This is a genomic window from gamma proteobacterium symbiont of Lampromicra miyakona, assembly GCF_059730895.1.
In genome coordinates this window covers 2,977,873-3,001,222 of sequence record NZ_AP035932.1, presented here as the reverse complement: position 1 = coordinate 3,001,222, position 23,350 = coordinate 2,977,873, and the positions used below count along the sequence as shown (strand labels likewise).

Sequence of the window (23,350 nt, the reverse complement as noted above, 5' to 3'; positions counted from 1 at the left end):
TCGCTGTTAATTCCGACCACGGGCTTGCCCGTGGTTTTTTCATTTCCACAGGTACTGTTTGTTATGCAAGAAACCAATAAGCTCAAACGCGGACTGAGCACGCGCCACATCCGTTTTATGGCGCTGGGATCGGCGATCGGCACCGGGCTGTTTTACGGCTCGGCAGATGCCATCAAAATGGCAGGCCCCAGCGTACTGCTGGCCTACATCATCGGCGGCGCCGTGGCGTATATCATCATGCGCGCGCTAGGCGAGATGTCGGTTAACAATCCGCAGGCCAGCTCGTTTTCACGCTACGCGCAGGATTACCTCGGACCGCTGGCGGGCTATATCACCGGCTGGACGTACTGCTTTGAAATCCTGATTGTGGCGATCGCCGACGTCACGGCTTTTGGTATCTACATGGGCGTGTGGTTCCCGGAGGTGCCGCACTGGATTTGGGTGCTGTCGGTGGTGCTGATCATTGGCGCCATCAACCTGATGAGCGTTAAGGTGTTTGGCGAAGTGGAGTTCTGGTTCTCCTTCTTCAAAGTTGCCACCATCATCATCATGATCGTGGCCGGTTTCGGCATGATTTTCTGGGGTATCGGCAACGGCGGTCAGCCGACCGGCATCCATAACCTGTGGACCAACGGCGGCTTCTTTGCTCACGGTATCGTCGGCATGCTGCTGTCCCTGCAGATGGTGATGTTCGCCTACGGCGGCATTGAGATCATTGGTATCACCGCCGGCGAAGCTAAAGATCCGGCGAAATCGATCCCGCGTGCCATCAACTCCGTACCGCTGCGCATTCTGGTGTTCTATGTCGGCACGCTGTTTGTGATCATGTCGATCTATCCCTGGAACCAGGTCGGTACCGCAGGCAGCCCGTTCGTGCTGACTTTCCAGCACCTTGGCATCGCCGCCGCCGCCTCCATTCTGAACTTTGTGGTACTGACTGCCTCGCTGTCGGCGATTAACAGCGATGTGTTTGGCGTCGGCCGCATGCTGCACGGTATGGCGCAGCAGGGACATGCGCCGAAGATGTTTATGAAGGTGTCGAATCGCGGCATTCCGTGGGTCACGGTGCTGGTGATGATGCTTGCCATGCTGGTGGCGGTGTACCTCAACTATCTGATGCCGGAAAAAGTGTTCCTGGTGATTGCCTCGCTGGCGACGTTTGCCACCGTGTGGGTGTGGATTATGATTCTGCTGTCGCAGATCGCGTTCCGCCACAAAATCGGCAAAGAGCAGGCCGGTAAGCTGCAGTTTGCTCTGCCGGGCGGCAGCGCTACGGCGTGGGTGGGGGTGCTGTTCCTTGCCTTTATCATCGCGCTGATTGGCTACTTCCCGGATACGCGTATCTCGCTGTACGTCGGGTTTGCGTGGATTGTTCTGCTGCTGCTGGCGTGGCCGCTGGCGAAGAAACGTAAAGCGTAAGTAACTTTACCACGGGCGAAGCGAGACTTCGCCCGTGGTGCATTACCAGTTTTTCCCCAGCGCCATCTCTCCGCCGTACGGATTCAGGTGATTGTTGTCGTACCAGAGCGGCATGCCCTGATGAGTGACCAGACACCCCTGCGCATTACATAACGTCTCCTGTAGTGACAACACGCGTACGCCATACTGCTGATAATCCTTTAACAGATTTGCTACCGATGCGTTTGGCATCTGCATCTGCTGCGTGCGTTCCGCCGCCAGCGCCGCGCCATCCTGCGCGCTGAGCCAGCTATTGAGGCTGCGGCGCAGCGGCATATTGCGGTTATGGCTGTAGCGCAGCGGATCGAGCGTGATGGTCGGCACATCGTCTATGAGGGTGATCTTTTTCCCCGCCGCCAGCAGCTGCGCCACCACGGTATCCAGCCCGCTTTTCAGCGCCTGCAGATTGTCCTGCGCCGGATCGCGGAGACTGCGGAATCCGCTGCCCGGCTGCGCACTGAGGCCCGCCGCCCAGAACGCGCTGATCACCACTTCGTCTATTTTATCGCTCAGGATGATCGGCAGAACCCGCTGATTAAAATCGAGGCACTGCTGTGCATGCTGCGGTTTTTGCGGCATCGCGCGCGTGGCCTCAAGCAGGAAAGGGCAGGAGGCTTTGGTCAGCTGAAACAGCGGTTTCTGCTGCCGCCGGGCGTAATCGGCGACGTTGGCTGCCAGCGCCGCGGCATGGCTGTCGCCAATCAGCGCTATCGCCGGTGTGTCACTCTGCGGCTGGCACTGCGCATCACGGGCGGGCCGCGTGGCGCCGTAATCCAGCAGGCAGGGATCGCGCTGGGCGGCGACTTTCCATTCGTCGCCGAGCATCACCGCTTCACTGACGCGCGATTTCAGGCCACCGCTCTGCCACAGCAGCACCATAGCACCGGCTGCCAGCAGCGAAGAAGCGCAGTAGCCGGGGATCAGCCAGCGCGTACCGCTGCGCGCCCGACGGAATGGCTGTTCGACGAAGCGCCAGGAGAGCCAGGCGATGACCAGCGCCACGGCACAGATGCTCAACGCCTGCCAGATGCTGAGCGGCCGATCGCTGCAGATGCGCGCCAGACTGAGCAGCGGCCAGTGCCACAGATACCACGAATAGGAAATTTTACCGATGAAGCGCATCGGCGCGTTCTCCAGCAGCCTCTGATTGAGCGGGCTGCGTGCACCGATCATCAGACAGGCCGCCAGCACCGGCAGCAGCGCCAGCCAGCCAGGGAAGCGATCGCTATGGCTGAGTAACAGCGTGGCACCGATGATCAGCAGCCAGCCAGCGAGATGACAGAGGCTGGCCAGCCGGCCGGTGACGGGGCGGGGTTGCCACAGCGCCAGCAGCACGCCGGCACCCAGCTCCCAGGCGCGGGTTGGCAGCAGATAAAACGCCTGAGTGCTGGAGAGGGGCGTTAACCACAGGCAGCCGGCCAGCGACAGCAGGCTGAGCAGTAGCACCATGCCCGTCATTGTGCGCCGCAGCCGCGCGGCCAGCAGCAGAATAAACGGCAGCACGATATAGAACTGCTCCTCAATGCCCAGCGACCAGGTCATCAGCAGCGGATTGAGATCGGCATCTGCACTGAAATAGTCGCCGCTCTTCAGTAACAGCATATTGGGCACCGAGAGAAATACCGCCATGCTGTATTTTGCCAGCTGGCTTAATTCCAGCGGGGATAACAGCAGATAACCGAGCAGCAGCAATACCATCAGCATAAAAAACAGGGCGGGCGCAATACGCCGGATGCGGCGTAAATAAAACTGATAAAACGAGAAGGTGCCGGCGGTAATTTCTTTACTGATAATACCGCCAATTAAAAAGCCGGAAATAACGAAAAAAATATCGACGCCAATAAAGCCGCCCGACACGGCGCTGACGCCGCAGTGGAACAGCACAACCAATATAATGGCGACAGCGCGCAGACCATCGATATCCGGACGATAGCGCAGCGAGACAGGTACAGACATAACAGGATCCCAGTTATTCAATGTTAATTTACGATTTTATTACTGCGGGTAAAAATAGCTCGGCGCATCCTGTCGCCGAAAAATGTAAAAAGAGAAAGGTATTACTAAGGGATGATTGACCCGTGCAGCATATCGCAGTTTTACAGCGCTAACGCTTTTAAGGGAAAAAAAAGAAAAGTCTCAGATAACCGTGCCCATCAGCTTGCAGTTTATTGCTGTAATTTCGCTGCAGGAATAAGCCAGCGTAATCTGTCTGGCTTAACCCGGCGGCTGGCGTCAGGGATAGTCCACGGGGATTACCGCGCGCTGATCAATGGCGGTGCGCCAGTGCTCAAGCGTCGATTGATAAGGACACAGCGTACCCACCGCCGTCTGGCGACAGTTTTGCTGATGCCACTCCTGGCGCAGCAGCGGGTGCTGCCGATCGATCGGCGTTAGCTGGCGCAGCGCATCCAGACTTTGCGCCTGAAAATAGACGCGCAACAGCAGCGTCTGCGTCTGGTTATCGCGCCAGCGCTCAAACACCAGGCTGCTGCCGGGCGGAATATTACCGCGCGCGTAGCCGGGCAGTTGCCAGCTGAAGCCGATCAGCGTGCGCAGCATGGCGATATTGGTGTCGTGTGCCACCAGCAGCAGCCAGCGGGGGGAGGGCGTCGCCGCATCGTCCTGCAGGTTGCGCACCACCGCGTCCAGCAGCATCGACGCACGCTTTTGCGCGATATATGGCACATCATTACTCAGATCGTAATTGGCGGTCAGCAGCGGCAGCAGGGCGCTGATCTGCTGCGCCCGGGTGATGTTGCCCCACGCCAGCTGGCTGAACGGCAGATTTTCGCTCCAGCCGAGCCGTAAGGTTTCGGCCATGCTGGCCAGCACGCTGAGACCCTGCACGTAGGTATGGCCGCTTTTACTCTGCTTCAGCTGCCAGGGGCGATCGAAGAACGGGCAATCTGCCGCACACACCGCCTGCCTGAGCTGCTGCACGGCGGGCTGTAAACGCTGTTGCAGTGCGGTGAGATCGCCGGCGCGCGCCGCGACCGCTGCCCGCTCCGTGGCAGCATCCGTTTGGCCGAACGGCAGTTTTTCGCTCTGAAATAGCGGATCGACCGCCCCCGCGACGTGATGAACTGCCACATCGCAGCCAGGAAAGGCGCCCTGCAGCAGCGCCTGCGCCGTGGCACGGGTGCGCTGCAGCGGACTGGCGCGCACGTAGATTTGCCCGGCATCGGGACAGCCGGCACGCATCAGGCCGAGCTGGCGATAGTGTTCACCCTGCCAGCGACCTTTATTCACGACCGCTGCATAACCGTGTGCGGTGAGTTCGCCGTCGGCGCTGCGCCAGCGCGGCCAGGCGCGCTGGGTGGCGGCTTCGATTTCCGTACGATTACCTGCGGTGGGAGGACGCACGCCGTGACGGCTGATCTCTACCACTTTTTCCAGCTGGTAGCGCGGCTGCGCCTGCGCGGTGAGCGCCAGCAAAGCCAGCAGCGCGCTCAGCAGCAGACGTGTCATAGCGTTGGCTGTGCCGGCAGCAGCGCTTTGAGCTGCGGATAGAGCACCGCGTTGGCCAGCAGCACCGGATTACCCTGTTGCAGGCCATGGTGGCTGAGATAATCGTTGGTGACGCCGCCCGCTTCGCGCATCAGCACAATGCCGGGCAGGCCATCCCACGGATTCATATGCGCTTCGTAATAGCCAATCAGCCGGCCGGCCGCCGCCCAGGCGCTCATCAGCGCACCGGAACCGTTGCGGATAAACATGCCGCCCTGCGCCAGCAACTGGCTGATAAAGGTGGTCAGCGGTTCAATCGGCTGGCTGTTGGAGCTGCTGAGGCCCAGCAGCCCCTGATCGAGCCGCTGCGCGCTGTGTGCCTGAATGCGCTTGTCATTCACCCAGGCACCTTTGCCGCGGCAGGCGTGGAAGGTTTCCTGATGATTAGGATCGCTGACTACGCCAATCACCGGCTGATTGTCACAAACAATCGCCAGCGAGACGCACCAGTTGTGCAGGCCGTTAAGAAAGCTGCTGGTGCCGTCAATCGGATCGATGACCCAGATAAAGCGCGCGCCGCTGACATCACCGCCGCTCTCTTCACCCAGCACCGCATCGTCAGGAAAACGCTCATGAATCAGGTGTTTTACCAGCAGCTCAACGTTGCGATCCGCCTCGCTGACCACATCCTGCAAATCCTTCTTATGCTCCACCACCAGCTGATGGCGCTGCTGATACCACGCCAGCGCGCGGCTGGCAGCGGTTTTCGCCACCTCACAGGCATAGTGATAACGGGCATCTAATTCGGTTAGCGTAGCTGATGACATTTTTCCCTCTTATCATTCACTGGCAATGGACGTGGCGAACCACGCCGGATAAAGCGCCATGGCTGTGTGACTGGCTTAACAAAAGTTAAGCAAGGCTTCATTAAGCCGCAGATGGCTGCGGCTGGCAAGGGGAGGCAATGCGGGGCAGCGGCAAATTGTGCTTCACAGCTGCCGGGCGCGCGCGGCGGCCATCAGGCGTGGATAGAACTGGAAAAACAGCGGTTCGAACTGGGTGTAGTGGTCGACAAAATCCTGATAGGAGTCGCGCAGCGCCGCCAGCCGTGGCCGGCGATGCGCCATGCCGCTTAGTACGCGCGCCAGCCGCGCCGGGTCAGCATAGTGTTCAAACCAGCGTTCGCGCCACATTACCGCGTTGAGCTCGATAAAATCGGTCGGCGTGCCGGGCAACTGCGGCACAATGTCGCGCTCGGCGGCGGCGCTAAAGGCGGACAGCGACTGCGCCGGATGCAGCTGATCCCAGTGGCGCGCCAGGAAGTGGTCCCAGATCACGTCGAGGGTAATCGGCGCCACGCGGCGCGTTTCCGCGCGGAACAGCTGACGCGCGCTGCGCACTTCCGGCAGGTTATCGGTCAGCACGTCAATGCGTCGGTGCAGGGCTATACCGGCCACCACCGGCTGCGGCCACTGCGCCTCGACGTTGCCGCGCACGAAATCGGCCAGCAGATTACCCAGCAGTGAGCTGTCGGCCAGGGTTGCAAGGTGAAGGTGAGCAAGAAAGTTCATGGCGCATTATAGGCAGAATCACACCGGCGCAGCCAGTTGTTCAGAATTGCCCACTTTTCCGCTAAACTATGCCGCCTGTTTTTTGAGTCCTGAAGAAGTGATGCATGCGTGTAGCCGATTTTGCCTTTGAATTACCGGAATCTTTGATCGCCCACTATCCGCAGGCGCAGCGCAGCGGATGTCGCCTGCTGTCGCTGGATGGCCCGAGCGGGGCGCTGAACCATGGCGTGTTTACTGATGTGCTGGATAAGCTCAATCCGGGCGATCTGCTGGTATTCAATAATACCCGGGTGATTCCGGCGCGCGTCTATGGCCGTAAAGCCAGCGGCGGCAAAATTGAGATGCTGGTTGAGCGCATGCTGGATGACAAACGCGTGCTGGCGCACGTGCGCGCCTCCAAAGCGCCGAAGCCGGGTGCCGAATTACTGCTGGGCGACGACGAAAGCGTCAAAGCCACCATGCTGGCGCGCCACGATGCGCTGTTCGAAATCGAGTTTGCGGACGATCGCGCGGTGCTGGATATCCTGAACAGCGTCGGCCATATGCCGCTGCCGCCGTACATCGATCGTCCGGATGAGGAAGCTGACCGCGAGCTGTACCAGACGGTGTACAGCGCGCGCCCCGGCGCGGTGGCAGCGCCGACCGCCGGTCTGCACTTCGATGAGCCGCTGCTGGCGGCGCTGAAGGCAAAAGGCGTGGAGATGGCGTTTGTGACGCTGCACGTCGGCGCTGGCACCTTCCAGCCGGTGCGCGTGGAGAACATCAACGATCACATCATGCACTCTGAATATGCCGAAGTGCCGCAGGACGTGGTGGACGCGGTGCTGGCGTGCAAAGCGCGCGGTAACAAAGTGGTGGCGGTGGGCACCACCTCGGTGCGTTCGCTGGAGAGCGCAGCGCAGGCCTGCCAGGATGGGCTGATCGCGCCGTTTTTCGATGACACGCAGATCTTTATCTATCCGGGCTATCACTATCAGGTGATCGATGCGCTGATCACCAACTTCCACCTGCCGGAATCGACGCTGATTATGCTGGTCTCGGCGTTTGCCGGTTATCAACACACCATGGCGGCTTATCAGAGCGCGGTGGCGGAGCAGTACCGTTTCTTTAGCTACGGGGATGCGATGTACATCACCCGTAATCCACAGGCTCCCGACGAAATCGTTGGTGGCTGAGTAATCAGACTGTTTCTCTGATTATCGAAAGAGGTCAATGTGAAATTTGAATTAGATACCACCGACGGGCGCGCGCGCCGTGGCCGTCTGGTCTTTGATCGCGGCGTCGTGGAAACCCCGGCGTTTATGCCGGTCGGCACCTACGGCACGGTCAAAGGCATGACGCCGGAAGAAGTGAAAGAGACCGGCGCGCAGATCCTGCTGGGTAACACCTTCCACCTGTGGCTGCGTCCGGGGCAGGAGATCATGAAACTGCACGGCGACCTGCACGATTTCATGCACTGGCAGGGACCGATCCTGACCGACTCCGGCGGCTTCCAGGTATTCAGCCTCGGCGATATCCGTAAGATCACCGAAGCCGGCGTGCATTTCCGCAACCCGATCAACGGCGATCCGATTTTCCTCGACCCGGAAAAATCGATGGAGATTCAGTACGATCTCGGCTCCGACATTGTGATGATCTTCGACGAATGTACGCCGTATCCGGCGGACTGGGATTACGCTAAACGCTCGATGGAGATGTCACTGCGCTGGGCGCAGCGCAGCCGCGACCGCTTTGACGCGCTCGGTAACAAAAATGCGCTGTTTGGCATTATTCAGGGCGGGGTTTACGAAGATTTACGTGATGTCTCGGTTAAAGGTCTGGTAGAGATTGGCTTTGATGGGTACGCTGTGGGCGGCCTGGCGGTGGGTGAACCGAAAGAGGACATGCACCGCATCCTGGAACACGTCTGTCCGCAAATTCCGCAAGACAAACCGCGTTATTTGATGGGCGTCGGCAAACCGGAAGATCTGGTGGAAGGCGTTCGCCGCGGTATCGATATGTTTGACTGTGTTATGCCAACGCGTAACGCGCGCAATGGCCATCTGTTCGTCACCGATGGCGTGGTGAAAATCCGCAATGCGAAATACAAAGATGACACCGCGCCGCTGGATGCGGAGTGTGATTGTTACACCTGTCGCAATTACACGCGTGCCTACTTGCATCATCTTGATCGCTGTAACGAAATACTGGGCGCACGTCTGAACACCATCCACAATCTGCGCTATTACCAGCGTCTGATGGCGGGTTTACGCCAGGCCATCGAAGAGGGTAAATTAGAGCACTTTGTTAGCGAGTTCTACCAACGGACGGGCAAAGCGGTTCCACCGTTAAACGTCTGATAATTCTATCAATGAGGGAAATTTAATGAGCTTTTTCATTTCTGACGCCGTGGCCGCAGCTGGCGCTCCGTCTCAGGGAAGTCCGTATTCTCTGGTGATCATGCTGGTGGTTTTTGGTCTGATTTTCTACTTCATGATCCTGCGTCCACAGCAGAAGCGCGCCAAAGATCACAAAAAGCTGATGGATTCCATCTCCAAAGGTGATGAAGTGCTGACCAACGGTGGCCTGGTGGGCCGCGTAACGAAAGTGGCTGAAACCGGCTACATCGCTATCGCCCTGAACGACACCACTGAAGTAGTGATTAAACGTGATTTCGTGGCCGCCGTTCTGCCGAAAGGTACAATGAAGGCGCTGTAATTTATTCTTCCCGAAGGGAACTGCCGTGTTAAACCGTTATCCTTTGTGGAAGTACATCATGCTGGTCGTCGTGATTCTCGTCGGCCTGCTGTATGCGCTTCCTAACCTTTATGGTGAGGATCCGGCCGTTCAGATCACTGGTGCGCGCGGTGGCGCCGCCAGTGAGCAAACGTTGGATCAGATCCAGACCGTATTAAAACAAGACAATATCCAGAGCAAATCCCTCGCGCTGGAAAATGGTGCCATTCTGGCCCGTTTCGCTAACACGGATATTCAGCTGCGCGCGCGTGAAGCCATCACCAATGCGCTGGGCGAAGATTTCGTCGTGGCGCTCAACCTGGCCCCTGCCACACCGCGCTGGCTGACCATGCTGGCCGCTGAACCGATGAAACTCGGCCTCGATCTGCGCGGCGGCGTGCACTTCCTGATGGAAGTCGACATGGATACTGCCCTCGGTAAGCTGCAGGAGCAGAACGCTGATGGCCTGCGCAGCGATCTGCGCGAAAAAAATATCCCTTACACCAACGTTAGCAAAATCGCTAACTACGGCACCGAAATACGCTTCCGCGACGGCGCCAGCCGTGATGCGGCCATCAGCTATCTGACGCCGCGCCATCGCGACCTGGTGATCACCAGCGCTGGCAGCGACACGCTGCGTGCGGTGATGACCGATGCGCGTCTGAGTGAAGCGCGCGAATATGCGGTGCAGCAGAACATCAACATCCTGCGTAACCGTGTGAACCAGCTGGGTGTGGCTGAGCCGCTGGTACAGCGTCAGGGCGCTGACCGCATCGTGGTTGAGCTGCCGGGTATCCAGGATACCGCGCGTGCTAAAGAGATTCTGGGTGCTACCGCAACGCTGGAGTTCCGCCTGGTCAACACCTCGGTGGATCCGAGCGCAGCTGCCAGCGGCCGCGTGCCGGGTGACTCGGAAGTGAAAAAGACGCGTGAAGGTCAGCCGGTGGTGCTGTACAAGCGCGTGATTCTCACCGGTGACCACATTACCGACTCGACGTCCAGTATGGATGAGTACAACCAGCCGCAGGTGAATATCTCGCTTGATGGCGCCGGCGGTAACATCATGTCCAACTTCACCAAGGACAACATCGGCAAGCCGATGGCGACCCTGTTTGTGGAGTACAAGGACAGCGGTAAGAAAGATGCGAACGGTCGTGCGATTCTGGTGAAGCAGGAAGAAGTGATTAACGTGGCGAACATTCAGTCGCGCCTCGGCAATAGCTTCCGAATTACCGGTATCAGCAACCCGAACGAAGCGCGTCAGCTGTCGCTGCTGCTGCGTGCCGGTGCGCTGATTGCGCCAATCCAGATTGTGGAAGAGCGGACCATCGGTCCAACCATGGGCCAGCAGAACATCACGCAGGGTCTCGAAGCCTGTCTGTGGGGTCTGATTGCCTCCATCATCTTTATGGTGGTGTTCTACAAGAAGTTTGGTCTGATTGCGACCAGCGCACTGCTGTGCAACCTGGTGCTGATTGTCGGCATCATGTCACTGTTACCGGGCGCAACGCTCACGATGCCGGGCATTGCCGGTATCGTGCTGACGCTGGCGGTGGCGGTGGATGCTAACGTGTTGATTAACGAACGTATTAAAGAAGAACTGCGTAACGGACGCTCGGTACAGCAGGCGATTCATGAAGGCTATAAAGGCGCCTTCTCCAGTATCGTCGACGCCAACGTCACCACGCTGATTAAAGTTATCATTCTTTATGCGGTCGGTACCGGCTCGATCAAAGGGTTTGCGATTACCACGGCTATCGGTATTGCGACTTCCATGTTCACCGCTATCGTCGGCACCCGTGCCATCGTTAACCTGGTGTACGGCGGCAAACGCATCAATAAGCTGTCTATCTGAGGAGTGCGTTGTGGCACAGGAATATAGTATTGAACAGCTGAACCATGGGCGTAAAGTCGTCGACTTTATGCGCTGGGACACGCTGGCCTTTATCATCTCCGGCCTGCTGATTGTGGCGTCCATCGCCATTATCGGTGTGCGCGGCTTTAACTGGGGGCTCGATTTCACCGGCGGGACGGTGATTGAGATCAACCTCGAGAAGCCGGCGGATCTGGATGCGCTGCGTGACGGGCTGGTGAAGGCAGGCTTTGAGGAGCCGCTGGTACAGAACTTTGGCAGCAGCCGTGATGTGATGGTGCGTATGCCACCGACCACCGGCAATGCAGGCCAGGAGTTGGGCAACAAAGTGGTTGCCTCGATCAACCAGACGACGCAGCAGAACGCGACTGTGAAGCGGATTGAGTTCGTGGGCCCGAGCGTGGGCAGCGATCTGGCGCAGGCCGGGGCGATGGCGCTGCTGTCGGCGCTGATTGCGATTCTGATCTACATCGGCTTTCGCTTTGAGTGGCGTCTGGCGCTGGGCACCGTGCTGGCGCTGGCGCACGACGTGATCATCACCTGCGGCATTCTGTCGCTGTTCCACATCGAGATCGATCTGACGATTGTGGCGTCGCTGATGTCGGTGATTGGTTACTCGCTCAACGATAAGATCGTGGTTTCCGACCGTATTCGTGAGAACTTCCGCAAAATCCGTCGCGGTTCTTCTTACGACATCACTAACGTGTCGCTGACCCAGACGCTGAGCCGTACGTTGATCACCTCGATCACCACACTGGCGATGATCCTGATCCTGTTCATCTTTGGTGGCGCGCTGCTGAAAGGCTTCTCGCTGACCATGCTGATCGGTGTCACCATCGGTACCATTTCGTCGATCTACGTGTCGTCCGCGCTGGCGCTGAAGCTGGGCATGAAGCGTGAACACATGCTGGTGCAGAAAGTGGAGAAAGAGGGCGCCGATCAGCCTTCGATTCTGCCGTAATTGTGCCGGAGAAATGAAACGGGCTGCCTGAGTGCAGCCCGTTTTTTTATGCCTGACGCCAGAGTCACTGGCCTGTGACAACCGTGCTGACGTCCGTCACCGCCTGCACATCATGCACGCGCACGTAGCCGGGCTGACCCGGTGCCAGCCCGCTGAGTCGCAGCGGTACGCTGACCGAATTGCGCGGCATCAGACTGGCGGGCACGGTAATGGTCTGGCTCAGGCTGTCGGCGTTCAGCGGCTTGCCGCTGGCGGGATCGATTTCGCCCCATACCACGCGGGCGCTGAGCGCCGGCACCGGCTTATCATCGGTTGAACGGATATTCAGGTTAGCGCGGCTGCCGCTGGCTTCCCCCTCAACGTGCGACAGCGACAGGCGCAGTTTACCCAGCTGCGTCTGCAGCTCTACCGGCGTATTCGCCTGCGGGAGTAACCATGCGCCCTGCGTCGACTGGCTGTTGAGCTGCCCCTGAATCTCCAGCGCGCTGGCCTGACTGGTCAGTTTGCGCATCTGCTGGTTGAGCTGGCTCACTTCCTGATGCAGCGCTTTGACCTGAGGTGAAGCGGGGGTGGAGCTGCAACCACTGAGCACCAGCGCAGCAAGCGCTGCCGGCACCCAAATCATCCTGAATGTCATACCATGTCCTTCCGGTTATTTAGGGATACGTAAAACCTGGCCGGGATAGATCTTATCAGGATGCGTCAGCATTGGCTTGTTCGCTTCAAAGATCTTGTTGTATTCGTTCGGCGTGCCGTACACCTGCTTCGAGATAGCGCTCAGGGTATCGCCTTTTTTCACCGTGTAGAATTCGGCCTGCGCGGCGCTGTCACTGGTGGTGACGTTATCTTCCACTTTGGTGATGCCGGCCACGTTACCCGCCGCCACCAGAATCTTCTCTTTCAACTCCTGCGAGATACCGTCACCGCTGACCTTCACGGTATCGCCCTGGACATCGACTTTCACTTTATCGCTGTCGGGCAGGCCGAGTTGATTAATGTGCTCCTGCAGCTTTTTGCTCTGGTCATCGCCGCCTGACACCGCATCCCACAGTTTTTCACCCGCTTCTTTGACGAAATTGAATAAACCCATACATCCTCCTGTCATTAAGCCGGATTGGCTCTCTAAGCTTAGTAACTTTTCACGGTTTGCTGTAACCGTCAGGCGTCGCTGTGAGCCAGGTGGCGATTCTGCGCCCTGTATTTTGTTGCAACCGGGAACGCGCTACACTATCTGCCCCCAATTCTCGCGACAGGAAACGTCATGCATTGCCCATTCTGCTCCGCTGTGGACACCAAAGTGATTGATTCACGTCTGGTTAGTGAGGGCTCCTCAGTGCGCCGCCGCCGCCAGTGCCTGGTATGCCATGAGCGTTTTACCACCTTTGAAGTGGCCGAGCTGGTAATGCCGCGCGTGGTGAAAAGCAACGACGTGCGCGAACCCTTTAACGAAGATAAGCTGGCCAGCGGTATGATGAAGGCGCTGGAGAAGCGTCCGGTGAGCGCGGATGCCGTCGACAATGCGGTTAATCACATCAAAACCCAGCTGCGCGCCACCGGCGAACGTGAAATTCCCAGCAAGCTGATTGGTAACCTGGTGATGGAAGAGCTGAAGAAGCTGGATAAAGTCGCTTATATTCGCTTCGCATCGGTGTATCGCAGTTTTGAAGATATTCGTGATTTTGGCGAAGAGATCGCCCGCTTACAGGATTAATCCATGACCGATGCGCACTACATGGCGCGCGCGCTGGAACTGGCGCGGCGCGGACAATATACCACCACCCCGAATCCTAACGTCGGCTGCGTTATCGTGCGCGACGGCACGATCGTGGGCGAAGGCTGGCATCAGCGCGCCGGTGAACCGCACGCGGAAGTGCACGCGCTGCGCATGGCGGGCGACCACGCACGCGGTGCGACCGCATATGTCACGCTGGAACCCTGCAGCCATCACGGTCGGACGCCGCCGTGCTGCGATGCGCTGATTGCCGCCGGCGTCAGCCGGGTGGTCGCGGCGATGCAGGATCCTAATCCGCAGGTGGCCGGGCGCGGCTTGTATCGTTTACAGCAGGCCGGCATCGACGTGAGTCACGGCCTGATGATGAACGAAGCGGAAGGGCTTAATCGCGGTTTTCTCAAACGCATGCGTACCGGTTTTCCGTGGATTCAGCTCAAACTGGGTGCCTCGCTAGATGGCCGTACCGCCATGGCCAGCGGCGAAAGCCAGTGGATCACTTCCGCAGCGGCAAGGCGCGATGTGCAACGTTTACGTGCCCGCAGTTCAGCTATCCTTACCACCAGCGCCACCGTGCTGGCGGACAATCCGTCGCTGACGGTGCGCTGGGATGAACTGAGCGAGACCGTGCGCCAGCAGCTGGATGAGAGCCAGCTGCGTCTGCCGTTGCGGGTGGTGATCGACAGTCAGCAGCGCGTGACGCCGCAGCATCGTTTGATCGCCCAGCCCGGCGAAACCTGGCTGATGCGCACGGAGGCTGATGCACAAAGCTGGCCGCCGGGCGTGAGTCAGATTGAGGTGCCGCCGCGCGGTGAGCAGCTCGATCTGGTGGCGATGATGATGCTGCTCGGTCAGCGTCAGATCAACAGCGTGTGGGTCGAGGCCGGTGCCGGTCTGGCCGGTGCGCTGCTGCAGGCCGGCCTGGTGGATGAACTGATCGTTTATCTGGCACCGAAACTGCTGGGTAATGCCGCGCGCGGTCTGTGTGCGCTGCCGGGACTGGAAACGCTGGCCGATGCGCCAGCGCTGAATTTTAGCGACGTGCGTCAGGTTGGCGACGATTTACGGCTGACCCTGACACCGCGCTGAGCATGCACGGAAAAGCCTGAGCGCGTTGCCGAAGAGTATGATAGAATCCGCCCCCTTCTGCGGGGCCATAAAACAAACACCCAAAGGATATGTATGAAAGTTATCGAAGCTGCTGTTGCCACGCCTGATGCCAATATTGCCATCGTAATCGCGCGTTTTAACAATTTCATCAATGACAGCCTGCTGGACGGTGCAGTTGACGCGCTGAAGCGTATTGGCCAGGTCAAAGCGGAAAACATCACCGTGGTCTGGGTACCGGGCGCTTACGAGCTGCCGCTGGCGGCACGCGCCCTGGCGAAAACCGGCAAGCACGACGCGATCGTTGCACTGGGCACGGTGATCCGTGGCGGTACCGCACACTTCGAATACGTGGCGGGTGAAGCCAGCTCCGGCATCGCTCACGTAGCGATGAACAGCGAAATTCCGGTGACCTTCGGCGTCCTGACCACCGAAAACATCGAGCAGGCGATTGAACGCGCCGGCACCAAAGCGGGTAACAAAGGCGCCGAAGCGGCCCTGACCGCACTTGAAATGATTAACGTATTGAAAGCCATCAAAGCCTGATTTTTGTAAGGGGAATTTTGTGAAACCTGCTGCTCGTCGTCGCGCCCGTGAGTGCGCTGTCCAGGCGCTTTACTCCTGGCAGTTGTCTAACAACGACATTGCCGATGTGGAATACCAGTTTCTGGCGGAACAAGACGTCAAAGACGTCGATATTAGCTATTTCCGCGAACTGCTGGCCGGTGTGGCGACCAACAGCGCGTTCCTGGACGGCCTGATGAAGCCTTACCTGTCGCGCCAGCTGGAAGAGTTGGGCCAGGTAGAAAAAGCCATCCTGCGCATTTCGCTCTATGAACTGAGCAAGCGTGACGATGTGCCGTACAAAGTGGCGATCAACGAAGGTATCGAACTGGCCAAAGTGTTTGGTGCTGAAGACAGCCACAAGTTTGTTAACGGCGTGCTGGATAAAGCCGCTCCGCAAATTCGACCGAACAAAAAATAAGTGCAAAAGGCCGGCTCACCGGCCTTTTTTCATTGAGACCTGACTTATGTCCTGTGGTGAATTCGAACTGATCGCACGTTATTTTAACCGCGTCACCAGCTCCCGCCGCGATGTGGAGAAGGGAATTGGTGACGACTGCGCGTTACTTAACGTGCCGGAAAAACAGACGCTGGCCATCAGCACCGATACGCTGGTGGCGGGCGTGCATTTCTTACGTGATATCCATCCGGCCGATCTCGGCTACAAAGCGCTGGCGGTTAACCTGAGCGACCTGGCGGCGATGGGCGCCGATCCGGCATGGTTAACGCTGGCGTTAACCCTGCCCGAAGTGGATGAGCCGTGGCTGGCGGCGTTCAGCGACAGCCTGTTTGAGCTGCTGGATTATTACGATATGCAGCTGATCGGCGGCGATACCACGCGCGGGCCGCTCAGCCTGACGCTGGGCATTCATGGCCTGGTGCCGGCCGGCCGTGCGCTGAAGCGCGCCGGGGCCAAACCGGGTGACTGGATTTTTGTCACCGGCACGCTGGGCGACAGCGCTGCTGGTCTGTCGCTGCTGCAGCACCATCATCGCCTGAACGATCCGGCGGTGCATGAAGTGCTGATCAAGCGTCATCTGCGCCCGATGCCGCGCGTGCTGCAGGGCCAGGCGCTGCGCAATATGGCGACGTCAGCCATCGATCTGTCCGATGGCCTGATCTCCGATCTCGGCCACATTCTCACCGCCAGCCGCGTCGGTGCCCGCATCAATCTGGATGCGCTGCCGCTGTCGGCTGCGTTGCGCGATCACTTTGAGCCTGAGCAGGTGCTGCGCTGGGCGCTGAGCGGGGGTGAAGATTATGAGCTGTGCTTTACCGTGCCGGAAGTCAATCGTGGTGCACTGGATGTGGCGCTGGGCCATCTTGGCGTGGCGTATACCTGCATCGGCCAGATCGCGCCGGAAGCAGAAGGGCTGACGCTGCTGGAGAACGGCAAGCCGCGCAGTTTCCATCACAAGGGATTTGATCACTTTGACGCTAAATAAAGATGTGGCCAAAAGCCGTCTGCGCATGGCCAATCCGTGGCACCTGCTGGCGACCGGTTTTGGCAGCGGCCTGAGCCCGATTATGCCCGGCACCGCCGGTTCGATTGCCGCCATTCCCTTCTGGTGGCTGATGACGCTGCTGCCGCTGCAGCTGTATTCGCTGCTGGTGCTGATAGGCATCAGTGTGGGTGTCTATCTGTGTCACCGCACCGCGCGTGATATGGGTGTGCACGACCATGGCAGCATCGTGTGGGATGAGTTCATCGGCATGTGGATTACGCTGATGGCGATACCGGCGATGAGCTGGCAATGGGTGCTCGCCGGCTTTGTGATTTTCCGTATTTTCGATATGTGGAAGCCGTGGCCGATTCGCTGGTTCGACCGTAACGTGCACGGCGGCATGGGCATTATGGTCGATGACATTATCGCCGGGGTCATTTCAGCGGCGATTTTGTATGGGTTGGGGCTGGTGCTTTAATGCGCCGGGTGCGCATGAATGCGCACCCTACAGAAAGCGTTGCCATGAATGCGTAGCCCACAGCAGGTCGCCAGGAATGCGTAGCCCGCAGGCAGGTCGTATGAATGCGTAGACCACAGGCAGGTCGCCATGCACGCGCTGCCTGTGACATCAGGTCGCCCTAAAGGCGACCTGACCGGACCGTTACTCGAATCCCACCACCGGATGTGGTTGGTAGACGCTCTCCAGCTCGGCGATATCGGTTGAACTCAGCTCCACGTCGACGGCTTTCACCAGCTCGGCAAACTGCTGCTCGCGCGAGGCACCAATAATTGGCGCGGTAACCACCGGCTTATGCAGCAGCCATGCCAGCGCCACCTGCGCGCGCGTTACGCCTTTGTCCGCAGCCACCGTTGCCAGCCGTTGCGCAATGGCCGCGTCATTCTCTTCGGTGCCGGTATAGAGTTTTTCCATTACGTTATCCGACACCGAACGCGCAGTGGTTTCTCCCCACGGACGCGTCAGCTTACCGCGCGCCAGCGGGCTCCATGGCAGCACCGCGATGCCTTCGCGCTGGCACAGCGGATGCATCTCCTTCTCTTCTTCGCGCTGAATCAGATTGTACTGATCCTGCATACTGACAAAACGCGCCCAGCCATGCTGCTGCTGTAACTGCAGCGCCTGCGCAAACTGTGTGGCATGCATCGAGGAAGCCCCGATGTAACGCGCTTTGCCTGACCGCACTACCAGATCGAGCGCTTCCAGCGTCTCTTCAATTGGCGTGGCGTAATCCCAGCGATGAATCTGCAGCAGATCGACATACTCCATGCCAAGTCGCGTCAGGCTGTCATCAATCGACTGCAGAATATTGGTGCGCGACAGCCCCTGCGACAGGTTGCTCAGCGGAAAGTAGACTTTGGTCGCCACCACCACCCGATCGCGCTGCGCATAATCTTTGAGCGCGCGGCCGAGGATCTCCTCACTGCTGCCGTCGGAGTAGCTGTTAGCGGTGTCGAAGAAGTTAATGCCCGCGTCCAGCGCCTGCTTAATCAGCGGTCGGCTGCTCTCTTCCGGCAGCGTCCAGGCGTGGTTACCGCGCAGCGGATCGCCATAGGTCATACAGCCTAAACAGAGACGTGAAACCTGCAGATCGGTCTGGCCTAAACGAACGGTTTTCATGAAGGGCTCCTGCTCTTATGCGTGGGGTTTTACCCTCAAGCATAGCAGCAGGAGCGGGGAAGGGCGGTTACTGCGCCAGCCAGGCGGCGATTTGCTGCTGGATGCCTGTGGCGTCCAGCTGATAATCCTGACGCACTTCTTCCTGCGTCCCCTGCGGAATGAACTCATCCGGCAGGCCGAGGTTAAGCACCGGGACGCGCAGGCGTTTCGCCATCACGTATTCATTGACGCCGCTGCCGGCACCGCCTTTGATCGCGCCTTCTTCCAGCGTGATCAGCGCATCGTGGCTGGCCGCCAGTTCGCTAATCAGGGCTTCATCCAGCGGCTTAACAAAGCGCATGTCGACCAGCGTGGCGTTGAGCGCGTCGGCGGCGGCCTGCGCTTCCGGCAGCAGAGTACCAAAGTTGAGGATGGCCAGCTGCTCGCCGCGACGCCGGATGACCCCTTTGCCAAGCGGCAGGCTGGCCAGCGGTTCCAGCGTGGCGCCGGTGCCGGTGCCGCGCGGATAGCGCACCGCGCTCGGGCCATCCTGATAGTGGTAGCCGGTGTAAAGCATCTGCCGGCACTCGTTTTCATCGCTAGGCGTCATGATCACCATGCCCGGCACGCAGCGCAGATAGGCGATATCAAACGCCCCCTGGTGCGTCTGGCCGTCGGCACCCACGATACCGCCGCGATCGATAGCAAACAGTACCGGCAATTGCTGAATTGCCACGTCGTGAATGACCTGATCGTAGGCGCGCTGCAGGAAGGTGGAGTAAATCGCCACCACCGGCTTATATCCGCCGATGGCCATGCCCGCGGCGAACGTCACCGCATGCTGCTCGGCGATCGCCACGTCAAAATACTGCTGCGGATAATCACGCGAGTAGCTCACCATGCCGGAGCCTTCGCGCATGGCCGGCGTCACCGCCATCAGCCGCGCATCGTCGGCGGCCATCTCGCTCAGCCAGTTACCAAAAATTTTCGAGTAGCTCGGCAGGCCCGGCGCGCTTTTCGGCAGCGAGCCGCTGGCCGGATCGAATTTTGGCACCGCGTGCCAGGTTATCGGATCTTCTTCCGCCGGCGCGTAGCCCTTGCCCTTTTTGGTCATGATGTGCAGGAACTGCGGCCCTTTCAGATCGCGCATATTCTTCAGCGTGCTGACCAGTGTCAGCACATCGTGACCATCGACCGGACCGATATAGTTAAAGCCCAGCTCCTCAAACAGCGTGCCCGGCACCACCATGCCTTTCAGGTGCTCTTCGGTGCGCTTCACCAGCTCTTTGATCGGTGGCAGCCCGCCCAGCACGCGCTTGCCGCCTTCGCGCAGGCGTGAATAGGTTTTCCCCGAGAGAATCTGCGCCAGGCGATTGTTCAGCGCGCCCACGTTCTCAGAGATCGACATCTCGTTGTCGTTGAGGATCACCAGCATGTCCGGCTTGATATCACCGGCGTGGTTCATGGCTTCAAACGCCATGCCCGCAGTAATCGCGCCGTCGCCGATGATACAGGCGGTGCGGCGACCTTTGCCTTCGCGTTCGGCGGCCACGGCCATGCCGAGACCGGCGCTGATGGACGTCGACGAGTGGCCCACGCTCAGCACGTCATATTCGCTTTCGCCGCGCCACGGGAACGGGTGCAGGCCATTTTTCTGACGGATAGTGCCGATACGGTCGCGGCGGCCGGTCAGAATCTTGTGCGGATAGGCCTGATGGCCGACGTCCCACACCAGATGATCAAACGGGGTGTTATACACATAATGCAACGCGACGGTCAGCTCGACGACGCCCAGACCCGAAGCAAAGTGGCCGGACGAGCGGCTCACGCTGTCCAGCAGATACTGACGCAGCTCGTCGCACAGGTCCGGAAGTTTTTCTTTAGGCAGTAAACGTAATTCCTGAACCGTGCCTGCTAACGCCAGTGTCGGGTATTTTGCAATATCAAAACTCATCAGAGACTCATTATATAAGTTATTTATCGCGTTCAATTATAAAGCTGGCCAGCGCCTGCAGAGCGGACGTGTCATACGACTGTGCCGCCAGCACCTCCAGCGCGCCCAGTGCTTCGCGATAGAGATCCTGCGCTTTGGCCCGCGCGTTATCCAGTCCCAGCAGCGCCGGGTAAGTGCTTTTCCCCAGCGCCTGATCGGCTCCCTGGGTTTTGCCCAGAACGGCGGTATCGCCGACCACATCAAGGATGTCATCCTGCACCTGAAACGCCAGTCCGATGGCGTTGGCGTAGATATCCAGCTGCGGCAGCGCATCGCGGCCCGCTGCACCTGCTGTGAGGGCGCCGAGACGCACGGCGGCGCGGATCAGCGCGCCGGTTTTGTGGCGATGGATCTGCTCCAGCTGGTTCAGGTCCACGGATTGGCCTTCGGCGGCTAAATCCAGCGCCTGGCCACCGCACATGCCGGCCACGCCGCTGGCCTGCGCCAGTTCGGAAATCATGGCAATGCGATCCTGCGGGCTTACGCCGGGCATCGGCTGGTCCGCAAGAATGGTAAACGCCAGGGTTTGCAGGGCATCGCCGGCCAGAATCGCCGTGTCTTCGCCATATTTGATATGGCAGGTTGGCTGCCCGCGACGTAACGCATCGTCGTCCATCGCCGGCAGGTCATCATGAATCAATGAGTAAGCGTGAATGCACTCCACCGCTGCGGCGGGGGCATCCAGGCTGGCCGCCTCGGCGCGCAGCATCTCGCCAGTGGCATACACCAGAAACGGGCGCAGGCGCTTACCGCCTAATAGTGCCCCATATTGCATGGCGTTCACCAGAGGAGAACTCTGAAAAGGAAGTGGATCTATTAAGCGCGTCAACGCCTGGTTCACGCGCTCATGGTAGGCGCGCTGCAGTTGCACGAAATCCATTACTCATTTTCCGGCGTGAAAGGGGCGAGCGGGGCGTCTTTGTCGTCGCTCAGCAGAATCTGCACGCGCTGTTCCGCCGCCTGCAGGGTTTGCTGGCCGCTGCGTGCCAGCTGTACACCGCGCTCGAATTCATTCAGCGCCTCTTCCAGCGGCAGTTCGCCACTCTCCAGACGGCTGACAATCTGTTCCAGCTGCTGCAGTGCGTTTTCAAAACTCACGGGCGCTTCGGCTTTTTTCGGCATAATCAGTGTCGACTCACAGGTTGGGACATTATGTTGCAATCGGTCATGGTAGCCGACGGGCATTGATTAGCAAAATAATCAATGCGGCGAAGGTTGCTTACAGCAGTCACCCGACAAAGGTGATATACTTGCGCGCCTCGGATGCGGTGGCTGATGCCAACCCGCAATTATATGATTTTACCAGCTAAGTGTTGATGATTTTAGCACTTATTTGCCCAACGAAGCTGTGTCGCCATGAAGTTTATCATCAAGCTCTTCCCTGAAATCACCATCAAAAGTCAGTCGGTGCGCCTGCGCTTTATCAAAATTCTGACCGGTAACATCCGTAATACCCTGCGCACCCTCGACGAAGAGATCGCCGTGGTGCGCCACTGGGATCACATCGAAGTGCGCGCGAAGAAGGAAGCGCTGCGTGCCACCGTCACGGAAGAGCTGACGCGCATTCCCGGTATCCACCATGTGCTGGCGGTCGAAGACCGCGCCTATACCGACATGCACGATATCTTCGAGCAGACGCTGGCGCTCAACCGCGAGCGGCTGGAAGGCAAGAGCTTCTGCGTGCGCGTAAAGCGTCGCGGCAAGCACAGCTTTAGCTCGCAGGATGTGGAGCGCTACGTCGGCGGCGGTCTCAATCAGCACATTGAAAGCGCGCGCGTGCAGCTGAATCACCCGGATGTGACGGTGAATCTGGAGATTGAAGACGATCGTCTGCTGCTGATTACCGGCCGCTATGAAGGCCTGGGCGGCTTCCCGATCGGCACCCAGGAAGATGTGCTGTCGCTGATTTCCGGCGGCTTTGACTCCGGCGTCTCCAGCTATATGCTGATGCGCCGCGGCTGTCGTGTGCACTACTGCTTCTTTAACCTCGGCGGCGCGGCGCATGAAATCGGCGTGCGTCAGGTGGCGCACTATCTGTGGCAGCGTTTTGGCCGTTCACATCGCGTGCGTTTTGTCGCCATCAATTTTGAGCCGGTGGTGGGCGAGATTCTGGAAAAAGTTGATGACGGCCAGATGGGCGTGGTGCTGAAGCGCATGATGGTGCGTGCGGCGTCAATGGTGGCTGAGCGTTACGGCGTGCAGGCGCTGGTGACCGGTGAGGCGCTGGGCCAGGTCTCCAGCCAGACGCTGACTAACCTGCGTTTGATTGATAACGCGTCCGACACGCTGATTCTGCGCCCGCTGATCTCGCACGATAAAGAGCACATCATCAATATTGCGCGTCAGATCGGCACCGAAGACTTTGCCCGCACCATGCCGGAGTACTGCGGCGTGATTTCGAAAAGCCCCACGGTGAAAGCGGTGAAGGCGAAGATCGAAGCCGAAGAGCAGAACTTCGATTTCGACATTCTGCAGCGCGTGGTGCAGGAAGCCAGCAACGTCGATATCCGTGAAATCGCGGAGCAGACGAAAGAAGAAGTGGTGGAAGTGGAAACCGTGGCGTCATTCAGCGGCAACGATGTGGTGCTGGATATCCGTTCGATTGATGAACAGGACGACAAGCCGCTGGCGCTGACCGGCGTGGAAGTGAAATCGCTGCCATTCTATAAGCTGAGCACTCAGTTCGGCGATCTCGATCAGAGCAGAACCTGGTTGCTGTACTGCGATCGCGGCGTGATGAGCCGGTTGCAGGCGTTGTATCTGCATGAGCAGGGCTTTAAGAACGTGAAGGTGTACCGTCCGTAACCGCGGCGGGAGTTAAGCCTGGCGCGCCTGATTTCGGGTGTACGGGCAAAAACCGGTGCGCAGGAAT

At 58.9% G+C, this 23,350-nt stretch carries 23 protein-coding genes; 13 read left to right on the top strand and 10 right to left on the bottom strand.

Features of this window, described 5'->3' with window-relative positions; translation table 11 throughout:
• Positions 1–63 precede the first annotated feature (63 nt).
• The gene (gene proY, locus AC6I8P_RS14120; protein ID WP_058775216.1) at positions 64–1,419 is read left to right on the top strand and encodes a proline-specific permease ProY; all 1,356 of its coding nucleotides are present in this window, start codon (positions 64–66) and stop codon (positions 1,417–1,419) included.
• A gap of 42 nt (positions 1,420–1,461) precedes the next feature.
• Here proY and AC6I8P_RS14115 read toward each other — a convergent pair whose 3' ends face one another.
• From AC6I8P_RS14115 to AC6I8P_RS14100, 4 genes are all read right to left on the bottom strand, one after another.
• Positions 1,462–3,414, bottom strand: a complete 1,953-nt coding sequence (locus tag AC6I8P_RS14115; RefSeq protein ID WP_498030677.1) for an acyltransferase family protein — start codon at positions 3,412–3,414, stop codon at positions 1,462–1,464.
• A 276-nt stretch (positions 3,415–3,690) separates the two neighbouring features.
• Positions 3,691–4,926: a histidine-type phosphatase gene (locus AC6I8P_RS14110; RefSeq protein WP_481657793.1), complete on the bottom strand. Its 1,236-nt coding sequence runs from the start codon at positions 4,924–4,926 to the stop codon at positions 3,691–3,693.
• On the bottom strand, positions 4,923–5,732 hold the full coding sequence (locus AC6I8P_RS14105; protein ID WP_058757972.1) for an inositol monophosphatase family protein: 810 nt from the start codon (positions 5,730–5,732) through the stop codon (positions 4,923–4,925). Before AC6I8P_RS14105 ends, AC6I8P_RS14110 begins: the two co-directional genes overlap by 4 nt.
• Before the next feature lie 162 nt (positions 5,733–5,894).
• On the bottom strand, positions 5,895–6,476 hold the full coding sequence (locus AC6I8P_RS14100) for an ACP phosphodiesterase (RefSeq protein ID WP_211725162.1): 582 nt from the start codon (positions 6,474–6,476) through the stop codon (positions 5,895–5,897).
• Between the two features lie 104 nt (positions 6,477–6,580).
• Between AC6I8P_RS14100 and queA the strand changes: the two genes are divergently transcribed.
• Genes queA through secF form a run of 5 tightly spaced genes read left to right on the top strand, consistent with a single transcriptional unit; the run spans position 6,581 to position 12,025 of the window.
• On the top strand, positions 6,581–7,651 hold the full coding sequence (gene queA, locus AC6I8P_RS14095; RefSeq protein ID WP_021507153.1) for a tRNA preQ1(34) S-adenosylmethionine ribosyltransferase-isomerase QueA: 1,071 nt from the start codon (positions 6,581–6,583) through the stop codon (positions 7,649–7,651).
• Positions 7,652–7,690: 39 nt separating this feature from the next.
• Positions 7,691–8,815, top strand: coding sequence for a tRNA guanosine(34) transglycosylase Tgt (gene tgt / locus AC6I8P_RS14090; RefSeq protein WP_021507154.1), 1,125 nt, complete (start codon positions 7,691–7,693; stop codon positions 8,813–8,815).
• Positions 8,816–8,840: 25 nt separating this feature from the next.
• The gene (gene yajC / locus AC6I8P_RS14085) at positions 8,841–9,173 is read left to right on the top strand and encodes a preprotein translocase subunit YajC (RefSeq protein WP_021507155.1); all 333 of its coding nucleotides are present in this window, start codon (positions 8,841–8,843) and stop codon (positions 9,171–9,173) included.
• A 25-nt stretch (positions 9,174–9,198) separates the two neighbouring features.
• Complete coding sequence (gene secD / locus AC6I8P_RS14080) at positions 9,199–11,046, top strand: protein translocase subunit SecD (RefSeq protein WP_071813591.1); 1,848 nt, start codon at positions 9,199–9,201, stop codon at positions 11,044–11,046.
• 10 nt (positions 11,047–11,056) lie between these two features.
• Positions 11,057–12,025 carry a protein translocase subunit SecF gene (secF, locus tag AC6I8P_RS14075; protein ID WP_058769379.1) on the top strand — a complete coding sequence of 323 codons (969 nt, stop codon included), beginning with the start codon at positions 11,057–11,059 and terminating at the stop codon, positions 12,023–12,025.
• 64 nt (positions 12,026–12,089) lie between these two features.
• Here secF and AC6I8P_RS14070 read toward each other — a convergent pair whose 3' ends face one another.
• Both AC6I8P_RS14070 and lysM read right to left on the bottom strand, forming a co-directional pair.
• Positions 12,090–12,662, bottom strand: coding sequence for a SadB/YajI family lipoprotein (locus AC6I8P_RS14070; protein ID WP_394516810.1), 573 nt, complete (start codon positions 12,660–12,662; stop codon positions 12,090–12,092).
• A gap of 15 nt (positions 12,663–12,677) precedes the next feature.
• Positions 12,678–13,115: a peptidoglycan-binding protein LysM gene (gene lysM, locus AC6I8P_RS14065; protein WP_058769381.1), complete on the bottom strand. Its 438-nt coding sequence runs from the start codon at positions 13,113–13,115 to the stop codon at positions 12,678–12,680.
• Positions 13,116–13,286: 171 nt separating this feature from the next.
• Between lysM and nrdR the strand changes: the two genes are divergently transcribed.
• The 6 genes from nrdR to pgpA all read left to right on the top strand — a co-directional run bounded on the left by nrdR (position 13,287) and on the right by pgpA (position 17,348).
• A complete protein-coding gene (gene nrdR / locus AC6I8P_RS14060) occupies positions 13,287–13,736 on the top strand; it encodes a transcriptional regulator NrdR (RefSeq protein WP_031279647.1) in 450 nt (149 codons plus the stop codon).
• Between the two features lie 3 nt (positions 13,737–13,739).
• Positions 13,740–14,843, top strand: a complete 1,104-nt coding sequence (gene ribD, locus AC6I8P_RS14055; RefSeq protein WP_394516809.1) for a bifunctional diaminohydroxyphosphoribosylaminopyrimidine deaminase/5-amino-6-(5-phosphoribosylamino)uracil reductase RibD — start codon at positions 13,740–13,742, stop codon at positions 14,841–14,843.
• A 93-nt stretch (positions 14,844–14,936) separates the two neighbouring features.
• Positions 14,937–15,407, top strand: coding sequence for a 6,7-dimethyl-8-ribityllumazine synthase (ribH, locus tag AC6I8P_RS14050; protein ID WP_021507162.1), 471 nt, complete (start codon positions 14,937–14,939; stop codon positions 15,405–15,407).
• Between the two features lie 19 nt (positions 15,408–15,426).
• A complete protein-coding gene (nusB, locus tag AC6I8P_RS14045; protein ID WP_031279648.1) occupies positions 15,427–15,846 on the top strand; it encodes a transcription antitermination factor NusB in 420 nt (139 codons plus the stop codon).
• Positions 15,847–15,892: 46 nt separating this feature from the next.
• A complete protein-coding gene (gene thiL, locus AC6I8P_RS14040; protein ID WP_498030676.1) occupies positions 15,893–16,870 on the top strand; it encodes a thiamine-phosphate kinase in 978 nt (325 codons plus the stop codon).
• Positions 16,857–17,348 (top strand): phosphatidylglycerophosphatase A, encoded by a 492-nt coding sequence (gene pgpA / locus AC6I8P_RS14035; protein WP_021507165.1) that lies wholly within the window; start codon positions 16,857–16,859, stop codon positions 17,346–17,348. Before thiL ends, pgpA begins: the two co-directional genes overlap by 14 nt.
• Before the next feature lie 183 nt (positions 17,349–17,531).
• Here pgpA and AC6I8P_RS14030 read toward each other — a convergent pair whose 3' ends face one another.
• From AC6I8P_RS14030 to xseB, 4 genes are all read right to left on the bottom strand, one after another.
• A complete protein-coding gene (locus AC6I8P_RS14030) occupies positions 17,532–18,506 on the bottom strand; it encodes an aldo/keto reductase (protein WP_481657790.1) in 975 nt (324 codons plus the stop codon).
• Positions 18,507–18,573: 67 nt separating this feature from the next.
• Complete coding sequence (dxs, locus tag AC6I8P_RS14025; protein WP_481657789.1) at positions 18,574–20,439, bottom strand: 1-deoxy-D-xylulose-5-phosphate synthase; 1,866 nt, start codon at positions 20,437–20,439, stop codon at positions 18,574–18,576.
• A gap of 19 nt (positions 20,440–20,458) precedes the next feature.
• Positions 20,459–21,358, bottom strand: a complete 900-nt coding sequence (gene ispA, locus AC6I8P_RS14020; RefSeq protein ID WP_021507168.1) for a (2E,6E)-farnesyl diphosphate synthase — start codon at positions 21,356–21,358, stop codon at positions 20,459–20,461.
• The gene (xseB, locus tag AC6I8P_RS14015; protein WP_058757966.1) at positions 21,358–21,600 is read right to left on the bottom strand and encodes an exodeoxyribonuclease VII small subunit; all 243 of its coding nucleotides are present in this window, start codon (positions 21,598–21,600) and stop codon (positions 21,358–21,360) included. The genes ispA and xseB overlap by 1 nt, the downstream gene beginning before the upstream one ends.
• A 234-nt stretch (positions 21,601–21,834) precedes the next feature.
• On the opposite strand from xseB, the gene thiI reads away from it, so the two are divergent.
• The gene (gene thiI, locus AC6I8P_RS14010) at positions 21,835–23,283 is read left to right on the top strand and encodes a tRNA uracil 4-sulfurtransferase ThiI (RefSeq protein ID WP_498030675.1); all 1,449 of its coding nucleotides are present in this window, start codon (positions 21,835–21,837) and stop codon (positions 23,281–23,283) included.
• Positions 23,284–23,350: the final 67 nt, after the last annotated feature.